Below are 23,750 nucleotides of genomic sequence, written 5' to 3'. Positions count from 1 at the left end.
CCTCCAGTCTTTCGCATCGATCACGGTCATGGGCGGTATCGTCCGCGAAGGAGGGGAGCGAGGAGCACCCCGACAGCCGCGAGACCTGCGGCCACGATCAGCACTCCGGCCGCCCCCGCCTGCGCGTACGCCATGCCCGCCGCCGCCGGACCGGCAAATGCTCCGAGGTTCAAAGCCGCGGTGGCATAGGCGCCGCCGAGCACCGGGGCCCCCGTCGCCTGCCCGACGATGCGGGCGATCAGCGCCGACCCGACGGCGAACGACAGCATGCCGCCGACCCCTGCGCCGACGAAGACCCCGGGCACCGCGTCGACGAACAGGGCGAAGACGACCCAGCACGTGGTCGTCGCCGCAGCACCGACCCCGATCCAGGCGCGCTCGACGCCGACCGCCCACCGACCGGTCGCCGACACCCCGAGGAAGGCGCCCACACCGAAGACCGCGAGGAGCAGGGGGATCCCGGCATCGTCGATACCTGCATCCGCTCCGATGACGGCGAGGAAGGTGAAGACCCCGAAGGTCGCGGCGTTCACGAGCACGGCGAGCACCACACCGACCAGCACCGGCCGCCGCCGCAGCTCGGCGAGTTCCCCGCGCCCGGCGACCCGCGGCGAGCGCGGCACGGCGACGAGAGTGCGATCGCGCAGCAGGGCCACGACGGCGGGGAGGCACAGCAGCACGACCGCCCAGAACGTCGAGCGCCAGCCGGAGGCGTTCGCCAGAGCCGCACCGGCGGGGACCCCGACGATCGTGGCCAGGGTCGTCCCCGCGAGCAGGACGGCGACGGCACTGGTCGTCTGCGCCGGTGCGAGGACGGCCCGCACGGTGGCCAACGCGATCGCGAGGAATCCCGCGTTCGCCAGTGCAGCGACCACCCGGGTGAGCAGCAGCAGCCAGAACGATGACACGAGGGCGCCGACCACGTGCGCGGCGATGAACACGACCAGCAGCAGCACCAGGGTGCGCCGCGGAGCCCAGCGACTGGCGAACACGGCCAGGGTCGGGGCGCCGATCACCATGCCGATCGCGAATGCCGAGGTCAGCAGCGCCGCCGTGGACGGATCGACGTCGAGATCGACGGAGAGGGGAAGGAGGAGACCGGCGAGCATGAACTCGCTGGTGCCCTGGGCGAAGATCGCCAGGGCCAGCACGGGGATGAGGAAGGGCATGGAGAATCCAGACACGAAGTCGCCGCTCGGATCGCTCGGTGCGATGAACGGCAGGTGAGAAGGGTCGACAGCGGATGCGGGGAATGCACGACGTGCACTCGACCCGCGATCTACGGTCTGTCGGACTCAGGACTCACGATTCCCAACCTAGCCGACGCCGGAGCGGCCGATAGGCTCGGTGCCGTGCCGAACGTCGAGCCCTCCGCCCCCGCATCCGCCGCCTCCGACCTCCGCCGCATCGCCGCGGCCCTCGCAGATCCGGAGCCGATGAACTGGGTCATCACGGGCGACTCGATCACCCACGGGCTGGTGCACACGCAGGGCGGGCGCAGCTACCCGGAGCACCTGCACGAGTTGATCCGCGGCGAGCTGGAACGTGTGCGCGACATCGTGCTCAACACCGCGATCAGCGGCAACCGCATCGTCGACATCCTCGGCGACTGGGACCGTCGCGTCGCGTCATGGCGCCCCGACGTCGTCACTCTCATGATCGGCACGAACGACGCCTCCGACGGTGGACCGCGCGAGGTCATCACGGCAGACGACTACGCCGCCTCCCTGCGGGAGTTCGTCGAGCGGGTGCGCGGTCTCGGGGCGATCCCGGTGCTGCAGACGCCGCCCGCGATCGACGTCCGCAACGCGCCGGAACGGGCGCGCATCGGAGAGTTCGCCGCGGCCGTGCGCCAGGTCGCCGCCGACGAGGACGTCATCCTCATCGACCAGTACGCCCGCTTCGCGGAGCTCGGCGCCGGCACCGTGCCGTGGGGGCTGATGAACGATCCGTTCCACCCCAACACCGAGGGCCATGCCGCTCTCGCGCTCGAACTCGCACACGGCCTCGGCATCCGCCCCGCAGGTCCCCGCGCACGCACCTTCGCCCTGCTCGAGGGACTCGTCGCAACCGCGCGCCTGAACGGATAGGGCGCTCGGGCGCGCTCACCCTTCGTGGACGAAAGACCTCTGGACGTGATGCTCGGCGCACCACTAGGTTGAGCGCATTCGCAGTCGTCGGAGAGGTGGGGGCATGTCTCACGTGGTGGCAACAGGGGCCGGGAAGGCCATGATGGAGCGTCGGAACGACCCGACGCACGATTACATCCTCGAGCTCACCGGCAAGGAGCGACCCCGCGTGCTCTTCGTCGGCACGGCCACGGGTGACGACGCCGCGTACATCGTGAGCTTCTACTCCACCTACGACTCCGACCGCTGTGCGCCCCACCACCTGCCGCTGTTCCACCGCGCGGTCGACGACCTCGCCGGATTCGTGAGGGGCTTCGACGTGATCCACGTCGGCGGTGGGAACACGGCCAACATGCTCGACGTGTGGAAGCGGCAGGGCCTCGACGAGATCATGCGCGAGATGTGGGAGGACCCCGACTCGAACGTGGTGTTCACCGGAGGAAGCGCCGGCGGCATCTGCTGGTTCGAGGGCGGCACCACCGACAGCTACGGCCCGACCCTGCAGGTCCTGCCAGAGGGTCTCGGGTTCCTGCACGGCAGCTTCTGCCCGCACTACGACGCCGAGGACCAGCGCCGCCCGCTCTTCCACGCCTCTCTGCTCAGCGGCGAGCTCTCCACCGGATACGCGGTCGGCAACCTCCAGTCGCTGCACTTCGAGAACTCCGAGTTCGTCACCGCGGTCAGCCCCGTCGAGAACGCCCTCGCCCTGCGCGTCGAGGCCATCGACGGGAAGATCGTCGAGACCGAGCTGCCCACGAAGGTACTCACCGGGAACGCCCCGATCGTGAAAGGACCATCGTCATGAACGACAACATGTGGATCCTCATCGCGCAGTTGATCATCGTCGTCGGCGCCATCTACATGGGCACCCGCACGAGCGGGATCGGCTTGGGCGTCTGGGGACTGGTCGGCGTGGCCATCCTCATCTTCTTCTTCGGCGAGGCCCCGGGCAACGCGCCGGTCGATGCGGTCTTCATCGTCATCACGGTGATCACGGCCGCCTCGACCATGCAGGCGGCGGGTGGCATCGACTGGATGGTCTCGGTCGCGGCGAAGGTCATCCGGCGCAAGCCGAAGTCGGTGGTGTTCCTCGCCCCCGCCATGTCGTTCCTCTTCACCGTCGGTGCCGGCACGGGCAACATCTTCTACCCGCTGCTGCCGGTCATCTACGACGTGTCGTACCAGCAGAAGATCCGCCCCGAGCGGGCCCTCTCGGTCTCGGCCGTCGCCTCGCAGGTCGGCATCCTCTGCTCCCCGGTCTCGGCCGCGACCGCCTCGATGGTGGTGCTGCTGGCCCCGCAGGGCGTCGACCTGGGCGGCCTGCTGCTCATCATGTGGCCGGCCTCGATCGCGGGCCTCTTCGTCGCCGCCCTCGTCATGATGCGCCACGGCAAGGACCTCGAGGACGACCCCGAGTTCCAGAAGCGCCTCGCCGACCACCAGATCAAGCCGCCGACGGTCGATGCGCACGAGAACAAGCTCGCTCCCACCGCCGTGCTCTCGGCCGCGCTGTTCCTTGCCGGCGTCGCGGTGATCGTGTTCTTCGGGCTGTTCGAGAACCTGCGCCCGATCATCGGCACGAATGACGACGGCGACCCGGTCCGCCTCAGCGTCACCGTCATCATCGAGGTCACGATGGGCATCATCGCCGCCCTGATCTTCGTCTTCTGCAAGGTGAAGGCGGCCGATGTGCCCAAGCAGCCCACGTTCCCCGCCGGCATCGTCGGAGCCATCGCCCTCTTCGGTATCGCGTGGCTCGCCAACACCTTCGTCGCGGCGAACCAGACCCTGATCGTCGATGGGCTCGGCTCGGTGGTCTCCGGATCGTCGGCCTTCCTCGGCGCGCTGCTGTTCGCGCTCGCCCTCTTCCTGGTCGCGATGCTCACCACGAGCCAGTCCAGTGCGACGAACGCGATCGTGCCGATCGGCATCACGATCGGACTCCCCGCCTCGCTGCTGGTGGGACTGTGGCCCGCGACGATGGGCATCTACACCCTGCCGGCGAACGGCAGCCAGGTCGCCACCGTGGCCTTCGACCAGACCGGGACGACGAAGATGGGCAAGTTCGTCTTCGACCACTCGTTCCAGCTGCCGAACCTCGTCTACATCGGCGTCGCGATCATCGTCGGAGTGTCGCTGTCGTTCCTGTTCGCGTGACATGACCGAGGCCGTCGACCGCTCGGCCCTGCGCCAGTTCCTGCTCGGGCTGGCGCAGGGCATGAACGCCTCGGCCGAATCGGTCGACCGCATCCGCGACACGATGACCGACGTCGCGAAGGCCTACGGCGGCGGCGACGCCGACTTCGTCGTGCTGCCGACGATCATCCTCGTCGAGACCGGGGAGTCGGAGGAAGCCCGCGTCGCGATCCGCTCCGCCACGAACGCCTCCTTCCGCTTCGATCAGATCGCCGCGCTGTATGAACTGATCGGCCAGGCGCGGACCGGGTCGATCCCGCCCCTCGACGGCATCAGACGTCTGAACGAGATCGGCGCCATGCGCCCGCGGCTCGGCTGGTTCACTCGTACCCTCGGGCACGCCATCCTCACCACCGGTCTCGCCCTGCTGCTCGCGCCGACCTGGCAGGGCGTGATCGTCGCATTCGTGCTCGGCTTCGGGATCGGACTGCTCAAGCTGGTGCGGTCGCCGACGCTCCAGCTGATCCTGCCCATCGCCGCCGCGTTCGTGTGCGCGGCGGCGGTCTTCCTCCTGGCCGAGGTGATCGAGATCGGCGATCCGATCCGACTGCTCATCGCCCCGTTGGTGACATTCCTCCCCGGCGGCGTGCTCACCACGGCGACGGTCGAGCTGGCGGCCGGTCAGATGATCTCGGGGGCCGCGCGGCTGGTCTACGGCTTCGTGCAACTCGCGCTGCTCGCGTTCGGGATCCTCGCCGCCGGCACCGTCGTGGGAGTGGAGTCGAGATCGTACGAACCGTTGGAGGCCACCTCGCCGTTGCCGTGGTGGGTGGCGATCATCGGCATCCTGGTCTTCGCGCTCGGCAACTATCTGCATTTCTCGGCACCGCCGTCGACCTTCGGTTGGGTGCTGATCGCCCTGGCTGTCGCCTATGCCGGGCAATGGGCCGGCAACGAGTTCGTCGGCCCGACGGTCGGAGGTTTCGTCGGCGCACTCGTCATGACGCCCGTCGTCTTCTGGATCGCGGGACTCCGACACGGGGCGCCGTCGCAGCTCACGTTCCTGCCCGCATTCTGGCTGCTGGTGCCCGGTGCGGCCGGCCTGGTCGGCCTCACCGAGGCGGTCGCCACCGACGGCGGACTCACCGACTTCGTCGCAGCCCTCGTCTCGGTCATGTCGATCGCCCTCGGCGTGCTCATCGGCACCGCGCTGTACCGCGTCGTGCATCACGGTGCGGAAGAGATCGTGCAGTTCGCCGTGGCTCTGCCCACGCCGGACGAGGCCTCTTCGACTCCGAGATTCTGGTCGCGGCTCACGGCGCCCTGGCGTCACCCGGTCGACCGCTGACGAGATCGGCCCGTCACAGGCCTCGGCGTTCCTCCTCCCGGTGTCGCCCGACACTCTCGCCCGTCGTCGACCCCCGAACGGGCCCCCAGCCCGGGGCGCCGCTTGCCCCCGCGGGATTTCGGAATATCGTAGGGGTGGGGACCTGGGGAGGTACGGTGTCGGCATTTGTCGCGCAAGGGGACGGACATGTACCGCGGGTGTCGGCGCACGCCATCAGTCGTCCACGATTGATCGCCGCGCTCGAGACCGAGACGCCGTTGACGCTGGTCCGCTCCGCCTCCGGCTCGGGCAAGACCACCGCTCTCGTCGATTGGGCCACCGCGACCGCCTCCCGTGTCGTGTGGCTCACCGTCACGCCCGCCCTCGCGACCAGTGATTCCCTCGCACGTGCCCTACTGAGGGTTCTGCCTCGCGCCGATCGGACGGACGACTTCGACCGAGACGACAGCTGGGGCACCGTGGCGGTGCGCCTACGCAGTGCCGGCGGCCCGCTGGTGGTGGTGCTCGATGACGCGGCGGCCGTCGACCGGGAAGGCGTCTTCGCTCTGTGCCGAGCCGTCGCGACCACTCCGCTGGCGCGCCTGATCGTCGCCACCAATCGGCCCAGCCCTTTCGACAGCGAGGGCCTGGATCTCGTGATCGACACGACGCTCCTGGCCCCCGAAGATCTCATGTTCGACACCGACGAGATCCGTCGCGCACTCGACGTCGACGACGACACCGCCATCGCCACGCGCGAGGCCACGGGAGGTTTCCCCGCTCTCATCCGCGCCCTGGCCCTCCGTGGCGCCGGAACGGACGAGGCCTCGCTGCGCGCCGCCACCACCGTGATCGAGGACTATCTGCAGGACCGGCTCGCCGAATGCGCCTTCGACCCGCAGGCCCTGCAGGGACTGCTGCGGATCAGTATCACGGACTCCGTCGACCTGCCGCTCGCGGTGGCGCTGACGGGCGATTCGGAGATCGCGAAGGCTCTGGACCAGGCGGAGAAGTTCGGCTTCGGCCGCTGGGCCGCCGACGGGCGCAGCGCGTTCGCCCTCACACCGCTCACACGAGGCATGCTGCGTCGTGAGCTCCGTCGGACCTCACCGCAGGAGATACCCCAGCTGAGACGCGTCGCGGCAGAAGGCGCGGTGCGCCGCGACATGCCGCTCGAAGGATTGCGCCTCGCTGTGGAAGGCGACGACCTGCGCCTCGCGACACACGTCACGATGTCGGGGTGGAACCGGCTGCTCCACCGCGACCGGAACGCGGTCGTCGAGCTGCTCGGTGATGTGCCAGTGGCACGGCTCAAGCAGGAGCCCCTCGTGGCCATGCTGATCGGCATGTGCCTCAAACCCAATCGACTCCGACGCCAACGCGGACTCCAACTGCTGCGGATGGCGGTGACGGCGGCGAACGCCCGCCGCACGACGCTCTCGGCCACGGAACGGATCTTCATCTGGGCGGCCGAGAGCGCCTCGCTGCGCGCCATCGGTCGGCCCGAGCGCGCCGCCCAGGTGGCTGCCCGGTCGCTCGCGCTGTTCCACGAGACCCCCGAATCGCAGTGGCAGCAGTACGCCAGGGACATGCCGCTGCTGTGCACCCATCTCGGCATCTCGCTCTACTACGGCGGACAGCAGGACGACGCCATCCACCTCTGGGAGCAGGCCACCGCCCTCGCTGCCGCACACGGGAGCACCAACGCCTTCCACGGGATCTGCCTCCTCGCCGGGGTCCACGCGCTGAACGGGGATCTGCCCGAGGTCCGGCACTATGTCGCCCTCATCCGCGACGGCGATTGGAATCCGGCACTCCTCGACAGCTATCGCGGCACCTTCTTCCACGTCGCCGAGGCGATGCTCGCGGTCGAGGACGGCGACGTCGCCGAGGCGAAGCGGCACATCCGCTTCTTCGAGCCGTACCGGGCGACGAGCGAGCACTGGACGACGATGGCTTCGGTCGAGGCATGGGTCGCCCTGCACGACGGCGACGCCGCCGCGGGGCTGGAACGCCTGGAATCGTTCGCGCGTCTCCGTGGAAAGGAGGCGGGTGCACCCCACGTACGCCAAGCACTGTCGCGTCCGCGGGTTCTGCTGCACCTCGCCCTCGGTGATGTGGCCGCGGCCAGGAGCACCGTGCAGCGGGATGCGGTCCCCGATCGTTTCGGCACGGTCCTGAAGCGGGCGCGCCTGGCTCTCATCGACGGCAGGGCCGCCGACGTGGTCCGGCTCCTGGGACAGACCCGCCTGCGCCCCTCCTCCGCCCGAGAGCGCGCGGAGGCGGCGGCCGTGCACAGCGCCGCCCTGCACCGGGTGTCGCCCGCGGCCGCTCAGCCGTCGAGCGAGGCCCTGAGCGTGCAGCTCACGGACCGCGAGCTCACCACCCCACTCGCACTCCTGGGCGCCGAGGACTTCGGCACCGTGCGCGCCGATCTCGACCCGACCGGTCGTGCGACCCTGCGCCTGCGGTCGGCGCTGCCGTCGTTCGCGACCCGCCCCCGCCTGTCCTCCCGCGAGCAGATCGTGCTGCGCGCCCTGACATCGGGGGCCACCCTGCCGGCGATCGCGGACGAGCTGCGGGTCTCGCAGAACACCCTCAAGACCCAGCTCCGCAGCATCTACCGCAAGCTCGGTGCCCACAACCGCACCGAGGCGATGGAGCAGGCGGCACGTCACGGCCTGCTCCCCGAGTGAGTCACGATCCGACCGCGACGGGCTCCCTTGAGAGAAGGAAAGGCCTCGCCCGACGCGTGCGACGGGCGAGGCCTTCCCTGTGACCGCTAGGCCTGCGAGCGGCGACGACGCACGATCAGCAGCACGGCACCGCCGAGCAGCAGAGCGATCGCCAGCGCCAGCACCCACGGGGCCAGCAGACCACCGGTGAGGGCGAGCGGCGTCAGCACCGGGTTCTCGGTCGCGCTCGTCGGCGGAGTGACCGTCTCACCTCCGGGAGGCGTGGCCGTCCCCACGGCCACATTGCGCAGGTTCGCCCCCGCGGCGCCGGCGTGCACGATCACGGAGTACGTGATCGTGACGGTCTCGCCTTCGGCGAGGCTGCCGGACCAGCGCAGTTGCGTGCCGTCCACTGTGGGAGCGGCCACCGTGCGTGCGGATGCCGTGTGGTCGCCGATGACGGCTGTCGCACCGGCCCGGAGATCGGCGTGAGGCAGCACTCCGGAGAGGTCATCCGTGATGACGACCTCATCGAGCCCCGTCTGGCCGGTGTTCGTGCCGACGAGACGGTAGGTGACGACGCTCTCCGTGGCGACGCCCTTGCCGGTTCCGGGATCGACGGTCTTGAGGAACGTGAAGCCGGGGGTGCCGACCGGGTTCTCCGTCGTCACGGGCGGGGGCGTGATCTCCCCACCACCGGGCGGGGTGGCGATGCCGGCGACCCTGTTCGCGATCGTCGTACCGCCCGCGTCGCCGTTCACGGTGACCGAATAGGTGATCGTGACGCGCTGCCCCACGGCGAGAGCCCCCGTCCAGCTGAGCTCGTCGCCCTCGACGACGGGAGCCGGAGCAGATCCACCCACCACGGTCGCCACGGCGTCGCCGTTGTAGACGGCGTGGGCGAGGACGCCCGACAGGTCGTCGCTGATGCTCACGGGCGCCAGCGCCGTCTCGCCGGTGTTCACACCGGTCACCGTGTAGGTGATGACGCTGCCGGGGTCGACCCGGGTTCCGGAGGCGGGGTCGGCCGTCTTGCGCAGCTCGAAGCCGGGCTCGTTCACCGGGTGCTCCGTGGTCGCAGGGGGCGTCTCGATCGGCGGCACGCCGCCGGGCGGGGTCGCCGTTCCCGAAGCCGAGTTCTCGATGACCGTTCCACCGGCATCCGCCTGCACGGTCACGGAGTAGGTGAGGGTGACGGTCTCGCCGACCTGGAGGACACCGGTCCACGACAGCCGGTCATCGGCCACCACGGGAGCGGTCGCCGCAGTGGTGCCGATCCTGGCGGTCGCGTCGCCGTTGTAGTCGGCATGGGCGAGGACTCCGGAGAGGTCGTCCGCGATCGAGACCGGGTCGAGGACCGTCTCACCGGTGTTCACACCGGTCACCGTGTAGGTGATGACGCTGCCGGGGTCGACTGCCGTACCCGCCACCGGGTCGGCGCTCTTCGACACTGAGAATCCGGGCACGTTCACGGGGTTCGTGGTGATGCCGGGCGGCGGAGTGATGACCGAGCCTCCCGGCGGGGTCGCGGTCGCGGTCGCGCTGTTCTCGAGCACGGATCCGACGCCGTCGGCCCCGACCGTCACGGAGTACGTGACGGTGACGGTCTGACCCACCGCGAGCGCGCCAGACCAGCTGAGCTTCGCTCCGGCCACGGACACGGCACCGGCGGGCAGCCCGCCGATCGTGGCCACGGCGTCGTCGTTGTACGACGCGTACGGCAGCACCTTCGACAGGTCATCCGCGATGTCGACCGGGTCGAGGGCGGTCTGGCCGGTGTTGACGGCGGTCAGCGTGTAGGTGAGCACGTCACCGGGATCCACGGCCGTACCCGCTGCCGGGTCGGCCGTCTTGGCGAACGTGAAACCGGGCTCGTTGACCGGGTGCTCGGTGGTCGACGGCGGCGGGGTGATGGGCGTGCCCGGCGTGGTGGGACTGCCGGGGTCGCTCGGGTCCGTCGGGATCAGCGGCGTCGCCGTGCCGGTCGCGGTGTTTGCGATCGTCTCGCCGCCCGCGGTCGGATCGACCGTGACCGAGTAGGTGATGACGACGTCCTGGCCGGGGCGCAGCACTCCGTTCCACGCGAGCGCACCGTCTGCCACGGTGACGTCGCCACGGGTGGCCGTCACGTCGTCGTTGTAGGACGCGTGGGTCAGTGCGCCACGCAGGTCGTCGGCGATCGAGGCCGGGTCGAGCACGGTGTCGCCCGTGTTCGTGCCGGTGACCGTGTAGGTGATCACACTGCCGGGGTCGACGCGCGTCCCCGTGACCGGATCGGCCGACTTCGTGACGGTGAAGCCCGGGGTGGCGACCGGGTGCTCCGTGGTCGACGGGGGCGTCGTCACCGGGGTGCCCGGGGTGGTGGGGCTGCCCGGGTCGGTCGGGTCGACGGGGATGAGGGGCGTGCCCTCGCCCGTGACGCTGTTGCGCAGCAGCACGCCGGTCGCATCCTCGTCGACCGTCACCGTGTAGGTGATGTCGACGCGCGCGCCGGGAGCGAGCGTTCCGGTCCAGGTCAGGGTGTTCCCGGCGAGAGAGACCGCACCGGTCGAAGCGGTGGCGTCGCCGCCGTAGCGGGCGTGGGCGAGCACGGCCGACAGGTCGTCGACGATGGTCGCCGGGTCGAGCGTCGTGTTGCCGGTGTTGACGCCCGAGATCGTGTAGGTGATCGTGTCACCCGCACGCACGGCGGTGCCGGAGGCGGGGTCAGCGGACTTCTCGACCGCGAAGCCGGTGTCGACGACCGGGTGGTTCGTCTCCACCGCCGGCGGCACGATCGGCTTGCCGGGGGTCGTGGGACCGTCGGGGTCGGCGGGGTCGACCGGGATGCGCGGTGTGGCCGTGCCGGTGGCGACGTTGTGCAGGAGCGCCTTCTCGACGCCGGCGTCGACCGTCACCGTGTAGCGGATGGTGACCGATGCGCCGCGGGGCACGTCGCCCGTCCAGGTCAAGGTGCTGTCCGTGACGCTGACCGAGCCTCGGTCGGCGGTCACGTCGTCGTTGTAGCCGGCGTCGTCGAGCACGCCCGACAGGTCGTCGACGATCCGGGCCGGGTCGAGGTCGGTGTCACCGGTGTTGGTGCCGGTGATCGTGTACGTGATGGTGTCGCCGGCCGAGACCGCGGTGCCCGAGGCGGGATCGGCGGACTTGCTGATCGTGAAGCCCGAACCGATGACCGGGTGCTCGGTGGTGACGGTCGGCGGGACGATCGGCTCGCCCGGCACCTCCGGTCCTTCGGGGTCACCGGGCTTCGGGGTGGTCGGGGTCGCGGTGCCGGTGACGGAGTTCTTCAGGATCTCTCCCGAGGCCTCCGCGTCCACGGTCACGGAGTACGTGATCGTCACGGCCTGTCCGGGAGCGAGCGCGCCGGTCCAGGCGAGGCGGTCGCCGGTGATGGTCGCGGCGCCCGTGGTGAGCGTCGTGCCGGCGACCGAGGTCGAGATGTCGGAGTTGTAGGCGGCGTGCGCGAGCACACCGGACAGGTCGTCGGCGATCGACGCGGGGTTCAGAGTGGTGGCGCCCGTGTTGGTGCCGGTCACCGTGTACTCGATGGTCTGTCCCGGCTCCACGACGGTTCCCGGGGCGGGGGCGGAGGTCTTGGCGACGGTGAAGCCCGCGACGGGGTGCTCGGTGGTCACGGGCGGGGTGACGGGCGGGGGGAGAGTGCCGGGCGGGGTGCCCGAGGCGGCGACGCTGTTGGCGATCCGCTCGCCCTCGACGCCCTCATCGACGATCACCGAGTAGGTCACGGTGAGCACCTGGCCGGGCTCGAGGGCGCCGGTCCAGGCGAGATCGTCGCCCGTGACGGTCGCGGCCCCGGACGCGACGGGCGTGCCGTCGATCTTCGTGGCGACATCGCCCTGGTACTCGGCGAACGCGAGCACGCCGGAGAGGTCGTCGGTCACCCGCACGGGGTCGAGGATCGTGTTGCCGGTGTTCTCGGCCTCGACCGTGTACGTGAGGCGCTGGCCGGCATGCACGGCGAGGCCGTCGGCGGGATCGGACGTCTTTCGCAGAGCGAGGCCGGGGACGAGCCGCACGTTCGTAAACGTGCAGGTGACGTCGGTGCCGCGCGAGCCCGACGGCTGCTTCACCTCGCCCGAGGCGGTCACGGCCACGGGCGTCGTTGTGCCGTTGGGGTTCACCTGCACGCAGTCCAGCGACTCGGCGTACCGGGTGCGGTCCGTCGTACCGGATGCCGCCTCGGACAGGCGGAAGGTGTCGCCCTGGTTGGTGAACACCGGGCCCGCGTAGTCGGGCTGCAGACCTGTGCGCTCCCCGCGCGTGGTGGCGTCGGTCTGCGCGACCTGGTAGCCGGCGGGCGACTGCACGCGCAGTGCGAACTGGTCGGTGGAGGAGTGACGCCCCTCGGGAAGGTCCTTCTTCAGCGTGAGCGTGTTGGGGAAGGTGCAGCTCGACATGTCGGTCGGAGCGAAGTTGCCGAGCGACGTGGTGTTGACGGTCACTCCGCGAGGCAGGTCGACCTCGATGATGCGGTTTCCGCCACCGGACGCGGAGACGAAGATGTGCCCGAGGTTTCCGAACGCGATGCCGTTACCCTGCACGCCGGCACCCATGTCGTGCACCTGCTTGGCCTCGATGGTGGCCGCGCTCGGCTCGACAGCGGCGGGCAGGTCGGCGGAGTAGATGAAGTTGTCCGCGACCAGGACGAGCTGGCCCGAGGCGCTGAAGGCCATGTCGCCGTTGGCGCCGAATGCGCTGCTGCCGGCCGTCGGGCGGAGCGTTCCGACCTGCACGTAGGTCTGCGGCGTGAGGTTCTCTTCCCAGGCGTAGATGTTGATGGCGCCGTTGACCGTGCCGCTGGCGAAGTAGTACACGCCCGTGTCGGGGTGCACGGCACCGCGCAGCACCGACGAGTTGAGGGTGAACGACGTGCGGGTGGTGACATCGGTCACACGGTCGTGCTTGGCGAGCACCTTGTTTCCGGCGGCATTGGTGACCGTATAGGCGTACCGGCCGCTGGAGGAGATGCCGAGGGCGTTGTTCGAGTGGTCGAGGCCGAGGGTGGTGGCGCCGAGCGTTCCGCCGTTGCCCGGAGTGCCGCCCTGCTCGGCCACGACGAACTCGCGCACCTCGGTCGTGCTCTGCACGTACACCGCTCCGGGGGTGCAGAGGAACGGATCGGCCGCTGCTGCCGGCGCTGCCGTCAGCGTCCCGCCGATGAAGACCATCGACGAGGCGACGAGCGCCGTGCTCACGGCGCCGCCGATCAGCTTTCTCGCGCGGCCCCGCCAGCGGCTGCGCCGCTCGGACGGAAGGCCATCGGATGTGTGGTCCTTGCGGGCAACACGAAACGCCATGACTGTCTCCCCATTCATCGCTGCACCGGCGCGCACTCGCGCACGGAAGCCCCCGCCCCCTCAGGCGACCGCCGAGCACCATTCGGGCATGGTGAACTCGGTCCGGGCCACCGCCAGCCTGCCCGTCGGCCGAGACGCGATCCCTTCGATCCCGGAGAAATCACCCCGCCTTTTCACCCCATGCGGAAGGGGCGCACCGATGACTCCGGTGCGCCCCTTCGCCGCGCGGCCTGCCGGCGACGCCGCCTACTGGCGCGACCCGATCTCATCGATCGGACGCGTGCGCATGGTCGCCGTGGTCCCGACCCACATCGCCACGAGGGCCAGGGCACCCATCGCCCCGACGATCATGAGCGACCCCAGCACCGGCAGCGCAGGGAGCGGCTGCCCCGAGATGCCCATGCTCACGCCGATGAGCGGAGGGATCGCGACGACGACACCGAACACCATCGCGATCACCGCAACGAGCACGGCCTCGATCCGCATCATCGCGCGCACCTGCCCTCGGCTCGAGCCGATCAACTGCAGCAGAGCCAGCTCGCGTGAGCGCTCGCCCGTCGCCATCACGAGCGTGTTCACCACGGCGATCGCGATGTAGCCGAGGATCACCAGCAGGGCGATGAGGTTCACCCACCCGTTCTGCGCCTGTGCTGCCGCCCCCGCGGCCTCCTGCCCCGAACCGTCGCTCACGAGCAGATCGCGCGCGCCCAGCGCCGCACGCACCTCGTCTGTCGCTCCCTCGTCGACCGTCACCAGCGCGAAGGCATCGAGACCGGTCGTGGTGTGGGCTCTGACCGCTTCGGCGGCCATGGTGAGGTCACCGAAGCCCAGGCCCCGCTCATACACCGCCACGACCGTGGCTTCGAGCGGCGAACCGTCGCCGAGGTGTCCGACGACCGTGCCGCCGATACCCAGCCCGAGAGCCTGCGCGGCATCAGTGCTCACGGCGACCGTCGTGGCGCCGTCGAGGTCGGCGAGGGATCCCTCGCGCACGCGCAGATCAAGGCTGTGCGCGATGTTCTCCGGGTCGACGCCCTGCAGCACATGCTCGGCGCGCTCCAGTTTGCCCTCCAGGTCGTGCGAATCGAGCACCGCCGTGCTCAGGGCGACCCCCGATGCCTCGCTGACACCGGCGGTCGAGCGGATCGCATCGACCGCCTCCGGCGAGAGTCCCGTCGGCGCGGCCACCCGCAGGTCGGCGATCACACCGGCACTGGCCTGCGTCGCCGCCTCCGCAGCGATGATCGACGGCGCCCCGATCTGCACGAGGCCCAATCCGATGCCGAGAGCGATCGGCAGGATGGCCGACGCGAGCCGTCTGCTGTTCGCCGTGGCGTTCGCCGACGCGAGGAAGCCCGCAGACGAGAGCCGCCCCAGCACGGTTCCGACCAACCGGACGCTCAGCGACACCAGCCACGGTCCGAGCACGGCGAGCGCGATGATCAGGAGCATGGCTGCACCGGCAGCCGCACCGGCGGCGATCTGTCCCCGTACGACGAGCGGCACGGTCGAGACCGAGATCCCGGCGGCGGCGAGCACGATTCCCGTGATGATGCGCGGCAGGCCGATCGCGGGAGCACCCGTCGCAGATTCCCGCAACGCCTCGACCGGATCGAGCTTCGCGACCCGAGCCGCGGCGATGCGCGCCGCCCCCCACGCAGAGGCGAGCACGAGAAGCACCGCTCCGACCGCGGGGAGAGGACCTGTGGCCAGGGCGAAGTCGCCAGGGATCACGCCACCGGCCACGAAAGCCGATTGCAGCACGGTCGACAACAGGTATCCCGGCGCGATGCCGAGCAGCACCGCGACGCCCGAGACCCACAGCACCTCGCGGGCGACGAGCGTGTGCACCTGGGATGGACTCGCCCCGACGGCCCGCAGCAGCGCGTAGTCACGGCGGCGCGACTGCACCGACAGCGACAGGGTGCCAGCCACGATGAACATCGCCACGAGGATGCAGGTGCCGACGAAGGCGCTGCCGATGGCCACGAGCGTCGAACGTGCGGCACCCGAATCGAGGAACTCGACGTCGCCGCGGGCGTCTCCCGTGCGGGCGATCAGGTCGGGAAAGGCCTCGCGGATCGCGCTGGCCGTCTCCTCGGGGTCGACGCCTGAGACGAACACGCCGAGTGCCTGCGCAGCCCCGTCGTGCGGGTCGAGCTGGTCGATGCGACGCTCGCTGAGGAACACGTGCGCGCTCCGCTCCGGCGTCACCGGCGCCGCGACCTCGCCGACCACGCGGTACTCCGACGGAACACCGCCGTGAGCGAGGACGACGGCGTCGCCCACGGCAAGACCGCTGCCCGCGGTGACGACGACCTCGTCGGCTGCCGCGGGCTCCTGGCCCTCACGCAAATCGAAGCCGGTCAGTGCGGTGGCCGACCAGGGGTGCGCCTCGACCACGGCGGTACTGCCGGCATCCCCACCCGCCTGCACGACGAGCGGAACCGTGACGTCGGCCACGACGCTGTCGACTCCGGGAAGGGCGGCGATGTCACGCGCCGCATCGGCAGGCAACGGTACGCGTTCCCGCAGCGGAACAGGCAGGTCCTCCGGCACATCCACCTGCTGCGGCGCACCGACCACCACGTCGACCGCGGCATAGCGCTCGGGCGCCAGGCCTCCGCGCATGCCTGATTCGACGAGCACCCCGAGGCCCGTCACCAGGGCACTCGCGACGAACACCGCGACCGCCACTCCCACGAAGCTCCCACGGTGATGGCGCAGATCGGCACCGACGAGTCGGTCCAAGCCCAGCGGCCCCGACATCACCACTCCCCCAATGCGCTCATGCGGGCGTTGATCTGCGCGGGGTCGGCACCGTCGAGGTAGCCGGCGAAGGCGCCATCGGCGAGGAAGATGGTGCGATCCGCGTGCGCGGCCACCACCGGGTCGTGCGTGACGACGACGACCGTCTGGTTCAGCTCGCGTGCCGTGTGCGCGAGAAGGTCGAGGACCTGCTTGCCGGAGCGCGAGTCGAGCGCGCCGGTCGGCTCGTCCCCGAACACCACATGCGGGCGGGTGATCAGCGCACGAGCGATGGCCACCCGCTGCTGCTGGCCACCGGAGAGCTCTGCGGGGCGACGACGACGGAACTCGGTGAGCCCCACGGCGTCGAGCAGGAAGTCGAGCCACGGCGCCTCGAGCCGACGACCGCCGAGCCGCAGCGGCAGCGTGATGTTGTCTTCGACGTTCAGCGCCGGCAGCAGGTTGTACGCCTGGAACACGAAGCCCACGTGATCGCGTCGGAAGGCGGTGAGCTGGCGCGCCTTCAGCCCCGAGATCTCGGTCCCGCCCAGGTGCACGGTGCCGCTGCTCGGCCGGTCGAGCCCTGCGGCGCTGTGCAGCAGTGTGCTCTTGCCCGACCCCGAAGGGCCCATGATCGCGGTGAAGGTGCCCTTCGCGATGGCGAGGTTCACACCCCGCAATGCGGTGACCCTGTTGGCGCCTGCGCCGTAGGTCTTGACGACGGACTGCAGCCGCAGCGCTTCTGAGGGCCGTGCGTCGACGGCAGGGGCGAGTGGTGTGAAGGTCATGATTCGACGCTAGGGACGGGCCACGCGGCATCCCATCCCGCCCGCTGCCGCTTCGATGGTGGTGCTGGCTATACCGTGCCGCTCCGGCCGCTCGGGCAGACTGTGAGAGTGAAGGACGGACGGATGCGGCGGTGGCTGCGCGCGTGGGGATACCTGGCCGTCGAGGCCGGAGTCTCGATCGCCTCCGTCGTCTTCCTCTGCCTGGGCATCGTGCTGCTCCCCTTCATGATCCTCACCGGCGGCGTGCTGCTGATGCCTGAGACCGTCCAGGGCCTGCACCGGTGGACCGATCTGAACCGCCGCCGTGTCGGCGCCTATCGGGGCGAGGAGCTGGCACCGATCGGCCATCTGCTCCCGCCCGCCTCCACGATCGACGACCGGCTGCGCTTCGCGTTCTCGCGCGCCACCGGCCGCGATGTGCTGTGGCTCGCGGTGCAGGGGCTCCCCGTGCTGTTCGTGTCGCTGCTGACGATCTCGCTGCCCGTCGCCGCGGTCAATACGCTCGCGATCACCTACTACTGGCAGTTCGCCCCGGTCGACGACCCGGTGGGCTCGGTCTATCCCGTCACGTCGTGGGAGCTCGCGGCCACGATGCCGCTGCTCGCCGCGGCATATGCGATCCTGTCGATCTTCCTGATCCCCGCGGTCGCGCGGCTGGTGTCATTCGTGTCGGCGACCCTGCTCGCGACGCCGGAGAAGTCGCGCCTCGCCGCCCGCGTCGACGCCCTGACTCTCAGCCGTGCCGCCGCGCTCGACGCCCATGCGGCCGAGCTGCGCCGCATCGAACGCGACCTGCACGACGGTGCGCAGAACCGCCTGGTCAACGTGGTGATGATGCTCGGCATCGCCGAACGCGCGCAGGAGACCGGGGGCGACGTGCTCGAACCGCTGCGGCGAGCGCAGGATGCCGCCACCGATGCGCTCGCCGGACTCCGCCGCACCGTGCACGACATCTACCCGCCGATCCTCGACGAGCTCGGGCTGGAGGGGGCGCTGGCGTCGCTGGCCGGGCGCAGCGTCGTGCCCTGCACGATCGAGGCGTCGCAGGTCGGACGCGTGCCGGCCGCCGTCGAGTCGGCCAGCTACTTCGTGGTGGCCGAGGCTCTGACCAACGTCAGCAAGTACAGCGATGCCACGCGGGCCGCGGTGCGGGTCGAACGGGAGGGGGAGGTGCTGCTGATCACGGTCGAGGACGACGGGGTGGGCGGCGCGGTCGAGCGCCCAGGCGGCGGAGTGGCCGGCATCCGTCGTCGCCTCGAGGCCTTCGAGGGAACGCTGGAGCTGTCGAGCCCGGCCGGCGGGCCCACCACTCTGAGAGCGGAGCTGCCATGCGGATCGTGATCGCCGAAGACGACACCCTGCTTCGCGAGGGGATGGCCCTGCTGCTGCGAAGCGAGGGGTTCGAGGTCGTGGCGGCCGTCGACAACGCCGAGGCTTTCCTCGACCGGCTCGACGAGGCGGACGCCGCCGTGGTCGATGTGCGGATGCCACCCACCTTCACGAGCGAAGGGCTGAAAGCCGCCGCCGAGGCCCGCGCTCGTCGACCCGGCTTCCCCGTGCTGGTGTTGTCGGCGTACGTCGAGGATCGGTACGCCGGTGAGCTGTTGGCGGCAGGAGCCGACGGCCTCGGGTACCTGCTCAAGGAGCGTGTCGGCAAGGTCGCCTCGTTCGTCGACGCCCTGCATCGCGTGGCCGCCGGCGGCACGGTGATGGACCCCGAGGTCATATCGCAGCTCATGAGCCGCCGCCGCGCCGACGACCCGGTGCAGACCCTCACGCCCCGCGAACGCGAGGTGCTGGGCCTCATGGCCGAGGGGCTCGACAACGGCACCATCGCCGAGCGGCTCTTCGTGACCGAGACAGCGGTGAGCAAGCACATCGGCAACATCTTCGCCAAGCTCGGCCTCGCCGCAAGCGACAGCGGCCACCGGCGCGTGCTCGCCGTGCTCGCCTACCTGCGCAGCTGACCCGGCACCCGCTCTAGCGCCGCGGTGCCGAGCGATGCCATGCTGTCGGGGATGAAGCGCAACACCAGGATCACCACTGCCGTCGTCGTCGTGGCCGTCGCCGGGCTGGTCGCCGTTGCTGCTCCCGCCGTGATCAGCGCCGCGCCCGCCGTCGTCGATGCGGCCTCCTGGGCGTCGGAACGCTTCGGCGCCGAGCCATCCACGGCGCCCACGAGTCGGGCCGACGCGTCTGGTCCGGTCGGATACGTCGATCTGGGCGACGGCATCAGCGTTCCCGCCGGCGGACCGGGTGATTGCACCACCAACGCGTTCATCAACATCGGGAGCGACGACGGTTCCCCGGCTCACGGGAAGCTCCTGGGCGAGCTCGTCGACATGGGCGCGTCCGAGCTGGCACGCGGGCCGGTCACTCTGGATGCCGACGGCCAGATCTTCTCGTACGAGGTGCAGGCCGGAGACAGCCTCATCGCGATCGGCGAGCGCTTCTGCGTCGACTACGTCACCGTCGGCAGCTACAACCACGTGCGCGGCAATGAGCCGATCGCGCCCGGCGACGTGCTCTACCTGCGCCCGGACCCGACGCTTCCGTTCGTCGACATCTACTCGCCGTACAACGCCGAACCCGGGTCTTCGACCATCCCGTACTACGACGCAGTGGCGGCGTTCTCGACCGCCGTCGCCACCGCAGACCTGGGTGCCGCGAGGTGGCTGTGGCAGCGTCTGGAGAAGGACATGCCCCCGGAGACGGCGGCCGTGATCTCACAGGCCCTGAGCAACGACGACCTGGCGCTGCTCCGCCGCATGTTCCCGTAACAGCACCCCCGCTCCGCCCCTCGCCGTCGGCGGTCGTTCTCGCGCGCCCGGAACCGCTTCGGGATCCCTCCGAAAAAAGTTTGGTATTCGGTGTTGCTAAGTACCGGTACTCGGTGTTACTTTGTACCGGTACCCAGCAACACTGAGTACCAACCGAAACGAAAGGAGGACCTGATGGGCAAGCAGATGACCGAGATGCTCAAGGGCACTCTGGAGGGCATCGTTCTGGCCCTCCTCGCCGAGCAGCCGGCATACGGGTACGAGATCACCACACGCATCCGCGACCACGGGTTCACCGACATCGCCGAGGGCACGATCTACGCACTCCTCGTGCGCATCGAGCAGAAGAACCTCGTCGACGTCGAGAAGGTCCCGAGCGAGAAGGGTCCGCCCCGCAAGGTGTACACCCTGAACGCACAGGGCCGGCAGGAGCTCGAGGAGTTCTGGAAGACCTGGGACTTCCTCGCGCAGCACATCGCACAGCTGAAGCAGACCAACACCGACAACAAGAGCAACACCCAGAACAAGGAGAACTGATCATGGCCGCAAAGTGGATCGAAGCCCTCACCGGATCGCTCGAGCAGAAGAAGCAGTACAAGCAGGCCCAGGCCCGCATCGACGCCCTCCCCTCGCCGTACCGCGAGGTGGCCAACGCCCAGTACCGGTACTACCTCTACTACGGCGGCATCACCGACGGCGACACCATCGTCAAGATGTTCCTCGACCTCGCCGACCTGTGGGAGCGCGCCGCGCTCGACGGCACCCCGGTCAGCGCGATCGTGGGCGACGACCCCGTCGAGTACGCCGAGGACTACGCCCGCGCTTACGGGGGCACGCAGTGGATCGACAAGGAGCGCGCTCGCCTCATCAAGGCGTTCGACGACGCGAAGAAGAAGGAGAACGAATCATGACGAACGCCGCCATCTCGGTGCGGGGCATCGAGAAGTCCTACAAGGATCTGCACGTGCTGCGCGGCGTCGACTTCGAGGTCGAGAAGGGCAGCATCTTCGCCCTTCTCGGCTCGAACGGCGCCGGCAAGACCACCATGGTGCGCATCCTCTCCACCCTGCTGAAGGCAGACGCCGGCACGGCGACCGTGCAGGGCGTGGATGTCGCCACCGACCCGGTCGGCGTCCGTGAGCGCATCAGCCTCACCGGACAGTTCGCCGCGGTCGACGAGATCCTCACCGGACGCGAGAACCTGGTGCTGGTCGCGAAGCTGCGGCACCTGCCCGACGCCGGGAAGGTCGCCGACGACCTGCTGGCGAAGTTCCGTCTGACCGATGCCGGCAACCGCAAGGTCGGCACCTACTCCGGCGGCATGCGTCGTCGGCTCGACATCGCGATGAGCCTGGTCGGACACCCCGAGGTCATCTACCTCGACGAGCCGACCACGGGCCTGGACCCCGAAGCCCGCATCGAGGTGTGGGACGTGGTCAAGGAACTCGCGAACACCGGCACCACGGTGCTGCTGACCACGCAGTATCTCGACGAGGCGGAGCAGCTGGCCGACCGCATCGCGATCCTGCACGAAGGCCGCATCATCGCCAACGACACCCTCGCCGGGCTCAAGCGGCTGCTCCCGGCCGCCAAGGTCGAGTACGTCGAGAAGCAGCCCACCCTCGAGGAGATCTTCCTCACCCTCATCGGCCCCAAGGCCTCGGAAAAGAAGGAGGACGCAGCATGACCACGCACTTCGCCGCCGACACGGCGACACTCACCGGCCGCTCCATGCAGCACATCTTCCGCAGCCCCGACACGATCATCACCACGGCGGTCACCCCGATCGCCCTGATGCTCCTGTTCGTGTATGTCTTCGGCGGCGCCCTGCAGCAGAGCACCGGCACCGACAACTACGTGAACTACCTGCTCCCCGGCATCCTGCTCATCGCGATCGCATCCGGCATCGCCTACACGGCGTTCCGACTGTTCACCGACATGCAGAGCGGCATCTTCGAGCGGTTCCACTCCATGCCGATCGCCCGATCGAGCGTGCTGTGGGCGCACGTGCTCACCTCTCTCACCGCGAACGCCATCACCCTGGCGATCATCTTCGGCGTCGGGTTCCTGATGGGCTTCCGCACGGGGGCGAGCTTCTGGGCCTGGCTCGGAGTCATCGGCATCCTGATGCTGTTCACGCTGGCGCTCACCTGGCTGGCGATCATCGCGGGCCTGAACGCCAAGACGGTCGACGGCGCGAGCGCGTTCTCGTACCCGCTGATCTTCCTGCCGTTCATCAGCTCGGCGTTCGTGCCGACCGACACCATGCCGGCACCGGTGCAGTGGTTCGCCGACAACCAGCCGGTCACCTCGATCGTCAACACCATCCAGGCGCTCTTCGCCGAGAAGCCCGTCGGCAACGACATCTGGGTCGCCCTGGCCTGGTGCGTCGGCATCCTCGTGGTCGCCTATGTGTTCGCCATCATCTCGTACCGGAAGAAGGTCAGCTGATCTTCGCCCAGCGAGACGGGACGCTCCGACCGGGTCACTCGACCCGGCCGGGGCGTTTCGCCGCGCTCGGCGAGGTGTGGGACCTCTGCGTAGGGAGGACCTCGGCGTAGGGAGGAGTTCCCCCTCTCGGGAGGAGCATCCCACCTGGATGCTCCTCCCGACGCGGAGGACTCCGCCCGGACGCGTTCGCTCAGACCGTGCGCAAGGCCGACGTGGGCGAGAGGCGGGCGGCGCTGATCGCCGGATACAGCCCCGCGATCACACCGACCACCAGCGCCACCAGCGGGCCCCCGACGAGCACCACGAGGGGTATCGTCGCCGCCTGCCCCTGGATCGAGGCGTAAGCGAAGACCCCCGCGGCCCCGAGCAGCAGACCGGCGATGCCCCCCAGGCCGCCGAGCACGATCGCCTCCGCCACGAACTGACCCGCGATCTGACCCGACCGCGCGCCGAGCGCCCGCCGGAGTCCGATCTCGCCGCGCCGCTCCAGCACCGCCACCACCATGGTGTTCGCGATGCCGATCCCTCCGACCAGCAGAGCGATCGCCGCGAGACCGACCGCGAGGCCGGACAGCGAGTCATCCGCAGTGTCCCGTGCCCCGGCGAGGTCGCCGAGTCCGGTCACCTGCACATACGGGGAGGACGGATTCGCCGCACGGGCGATCGCGTCTCGCACCTTCTCGCCCGTACCGCCGTCGGCCATGCGCACGTAGATCGAGGCGATCGTGTCATCGCCCTTCGCCGACACGTGCTCGGCCGCCCAATGATCGCCGAGGAACGCACTCGCGTCGATGTCCTCCGCGAGCCCCGCCGAGTCGAGGATCCCGATCACGGTGTACCACTGCTCACCGATCCACACCCGCACCCCCGGTTCTGTGATGCCCATGCGCGCGGCTGCCGCCGACCCGAGCACGGTCACCGGCAGCGAACGGTCGGTCTCGTCGAACCACGACCCCTTCGCGACCGACCCCTCCACCGACGACAGGAAGTCAGGACTCGCCGCATACGCGGTCAGCCCGTTGCCCTGACTCTTCGGCATCAGGTCGTTGCGGTACACGCCGGTGCCGTCCGGCACCTTCTCGAGCACCCCGACCTGCTCGACCCCCGCCACGCGCTCGATCATCCCGGCAGCCGTCTCGGGCAGGGCGACCGGTTTGTTGTCCGGCCCGTACCCCGGCTGCACCACGATCATGTTGGCCCCCAGCGCGTCGAGCTTGGCCAGCAGCTCGGCCTGGTTGGAGGCGGCGATGCCGGTGATGGCGGTGAGTGCCGCGATGCCCACGGCGACCCCCAGCGCCGACAGGGCCGTGCGCATCTTGCGGCTGCGGGGCCCGATGAGCGCCGTGCGGATGCTGTCCGCAGCGCTCAGCCGCGGCATCCGTTCTCCCCTCCGTC

General features: G+C 69.8%; 17 protein-coding genes. 12 read left to right on the top strand and 5 right to left on the bottom strand.

The annotated features are described in order from the left end of the window. Positions 1-26: 26 nt before the first annotated feature. A complete protein-coding gene (locus ACIQLD_RS12955) occupies positions 27-1,169 on the bottom strand; it encodes an MFS transporter (protein WP_402608389.1) in 1,143 nt (380 codons plus the stop codon). 183 nt (positions 1,170-1,352) lie between these two features. Here ACIQLD_RS12955 and ACIQLD_RS12950 point away from each other — a divergent pair, with 183 nt between their 5' ends. The 5 genes from ACIQLD_RS12950 (at position 1,353) to ACIQLD_RS12930 (ending at position 8,288) form a co-directional block, all read left to right on the top strand. Further along, positions 1,353-2,090, top strand: coding sequence for an SGNH/GDSL hydrolase family protein (locus ACIQLD_RS12950; RefSeq protein ID WP_402608388.1), 738 nt, complete (start codon positions 1,353-1,355; stop codon positions 2,088-2,090). 103 nt (positions 2,091-2,193) lie between these two features. After that, entirely contained in the window at positions 2,194-2,934 is a 741-nt protein-coding gene (locus tag ACIQLD_RS12945) for a Type 1 glutamine amidotransferase-like domain-containing protein (RefSeq protein WP_402608387.1), read from the top strand. Further along, the gene (locus ACIQLD_RS12940) at positions 2,931-4,286 is read left to right on the top strand and encodes an anaerobic C4-dicarboxylate transporter family protein (protein WP_402608386.1); all 1,356 of its coding nucleotides are present in this window, start codon (positions 2,931-2,933) and stop codon (positions 4,284-4,286) included. Before ACIQLD_RS12945 ends, ACIQLD_RS12940 begins: the two co-directional genes overlap by 4 nt. A 1-nt stretch (position 4,287) precedes the next feature. Further along, complete coding sequence (locus ACIQLD_RS12935; protein ID WP_402608385.1) at positions 4,288-5,613, top strand: threonine/serine exporter ThrE family protein; 1,326 nt, start codon at positions 4,288-4,290, stop codon at positions 5,611-5,613. 197 nt (positions 5,614-5,810) lie between these two features. After that, a complete protein-coding gene (locus tag ACIQLD_RS12930) occupies positions 5,811-8,288 on the top strand; it encodes a LuxR C-terminal-related transcriptional regulator (RefSeq protein WP_402608384.1) in 2,478 nt (825 codons plus the stop codon). 86 nt (positions 8,289-8,374) lie between these two features. Here ACIQLD_RS12930 and ACIQLD_RS12925 read toward each other — a convergent pair whose 3' ends face one another. From ACIQLD_RS12925 to ACIQLD_RS12915, 3 genes are all read right to left on the bottom strand, one after another. Then, on the bottom strand, positions 8,375-13,588 hold the full coding sequence (locus ACIQLD_RS12925) for a beta strand repeat-containing protein (RefSeq protein WP_402608383.1): 5,214 nt from the start codon (positions 13,586-13,588) through the stop codon (positions 8,375-8,377). Positions 13,589-13,834: 246 nt separating this feature from the next. After that, complete coding sequence (locus tag ACIQLD_RS12920; protein WP_402608382.1) at positions 13,835-16,357, bottom strand: FtsX-like permease family protein; 2,523 nt, start codon at positions 16,355-16,357, stop codon at positions 13,835-13,837. Continuing rightward, a complete protein-coding gene (locus tag ACIQLD_RS12915; RefSeq protein WP_402608381.1) occupies positions 16,357-17,124 on the bottom strand; it encodes an ABC transporter ATP-binding protein in 768 nt (255 codons plus the stop codon). The genes ACIQLD_RS12920 and ACIQLD_RS12915 overlap by 1 nt, the downstream gene beginning before the upstream one ends. Positions 17,125-17,232: 108 nt before the next feature. On the opposite strand from ACIQLD_RS12915, the gene ACIQLD_RS12910 reads away from it, so the two are divergent. The 7 genes from ACIQLD_RS12910 to ACIQLD_RS12880 all read left to right on the top strand — a co-directional run bounded on the left by ACIQLD_RS12910 (position 17,233) and on the right by ACIQLD_RS12880 (position 22,355). Continuing rightward, the gene (locus ACIQLD_RS12910; protein ID WP_402608380.1) at positions 17,233-18,465 is read left to right on the top strand and encodes a sensor histidine kinase; all 1,233 of its coding nucleotides are present in this window, start codon (positions 17,233-17,235) and stop codon (positions 18,463-18,465) included. After that, on the top strand, positions 18,453-19,091 hold the full coding sequence (locus ACIQLD_RS12905; protein ID WP_402608379.1) for a response regulator transcription factor: 639 nt from the start codon (positions 18,453-18,455) through the stop codon (positions 19,089-19,091). Before ACIQLD_RS12910 ends, ACIQLD_RS12905 begins: the two co-directional genes overlap by 13 nt. 51 nt (positions 19,092-19,142) lie before the next feature. After that, a complete protein-coding gene (locus ACIQLD_RS12900) occupies positions 19,143-19,904 on the top strand; it encodes a LysM peptidoglycan-binding domain-containing protein (protein ID WP_402608378.1) in 762 nt (253 codons plus the stop codon). 174 nt (positions 19,905-20,078) lie between these two features. Further along, complete coding sequence (locus tag ACIQLD_RS12895; RefSeq protein WP_402608377.1) at positions 20,079-20,441, top strand: PadR family transcriptional regulator; 363 nt, start codon at positions 20,079-20,081, stop codon at positions 20,439-20,441. 2 nt (positions 20,442-20,443) lie between these two features. Continuing rightward, positions 20,444-20,815, top strand: a complete 372-nt coding sequence (locus ACIQLD_RS12890) for a DUF1048 domain-containing protein (RefSeq protein ID WP_402608376.1) — start codon at positions 20,444-20,446, stop codon at positions 20,813-20,815. Continuing rightward, positions 20,812-21,591 (top strand): ABC transporter ATP-binding protein, encoded by a 780-nt coding sequence (locus tag ACIQLD_RS12885; protein WP_402608375.1) that lies wholly within the window; start codon positions 20,812-20,814, stop codon positions 21,589-21,591. The genes ACIQLD_RS12890 and ACIQLD_RS12885 overlap by 4 nt, the downstream gene beginning before the upstream one ends. Next, a complete protein-coding gene (locus ACIQLD_RS12880) occupies positions 21,588-22,355 on the top strand; it encodes an ABC transporter permease (protein WP_402608374.1) in 768 nt (255 codons plus the stop codon). Before ACIQLD_RS12885 ends, ACIQLD_RS12880 begins: the two co-directional genes overlap by 4 nt. Before the next feature lie 190 nt (positions 22,356-22,545). Here the strand turns inward: ACIQLD_RS12880 and ACIQLD_RS12875 are convergent, their stop codons facing one another. Beyond that, positions 22,546-23,733, bottom strand: coding sequence for an ABC transporter permease (locus ACIQLD_RS12875; RefSeq protein ID WP_402608373.1), 1,188 nt, complete (start codon positions 23,731-23,733; stop codon positions 22,546-22,548). Positions 23,734-23,750: the final 17 nt, after the last annotated feature.

The organism is Microbacterium sp. NPDC091662 (assembly GCF_044756705.1).
Taxonomy (GTDB): Bacteria; Actinomycetota; Actinomycetes; order Actinomycetales; family Microbacteriaceae; genus Microbacterium.
This window is presented reverse-complemented; position numbering and strand designations above follow the sequence as displayed.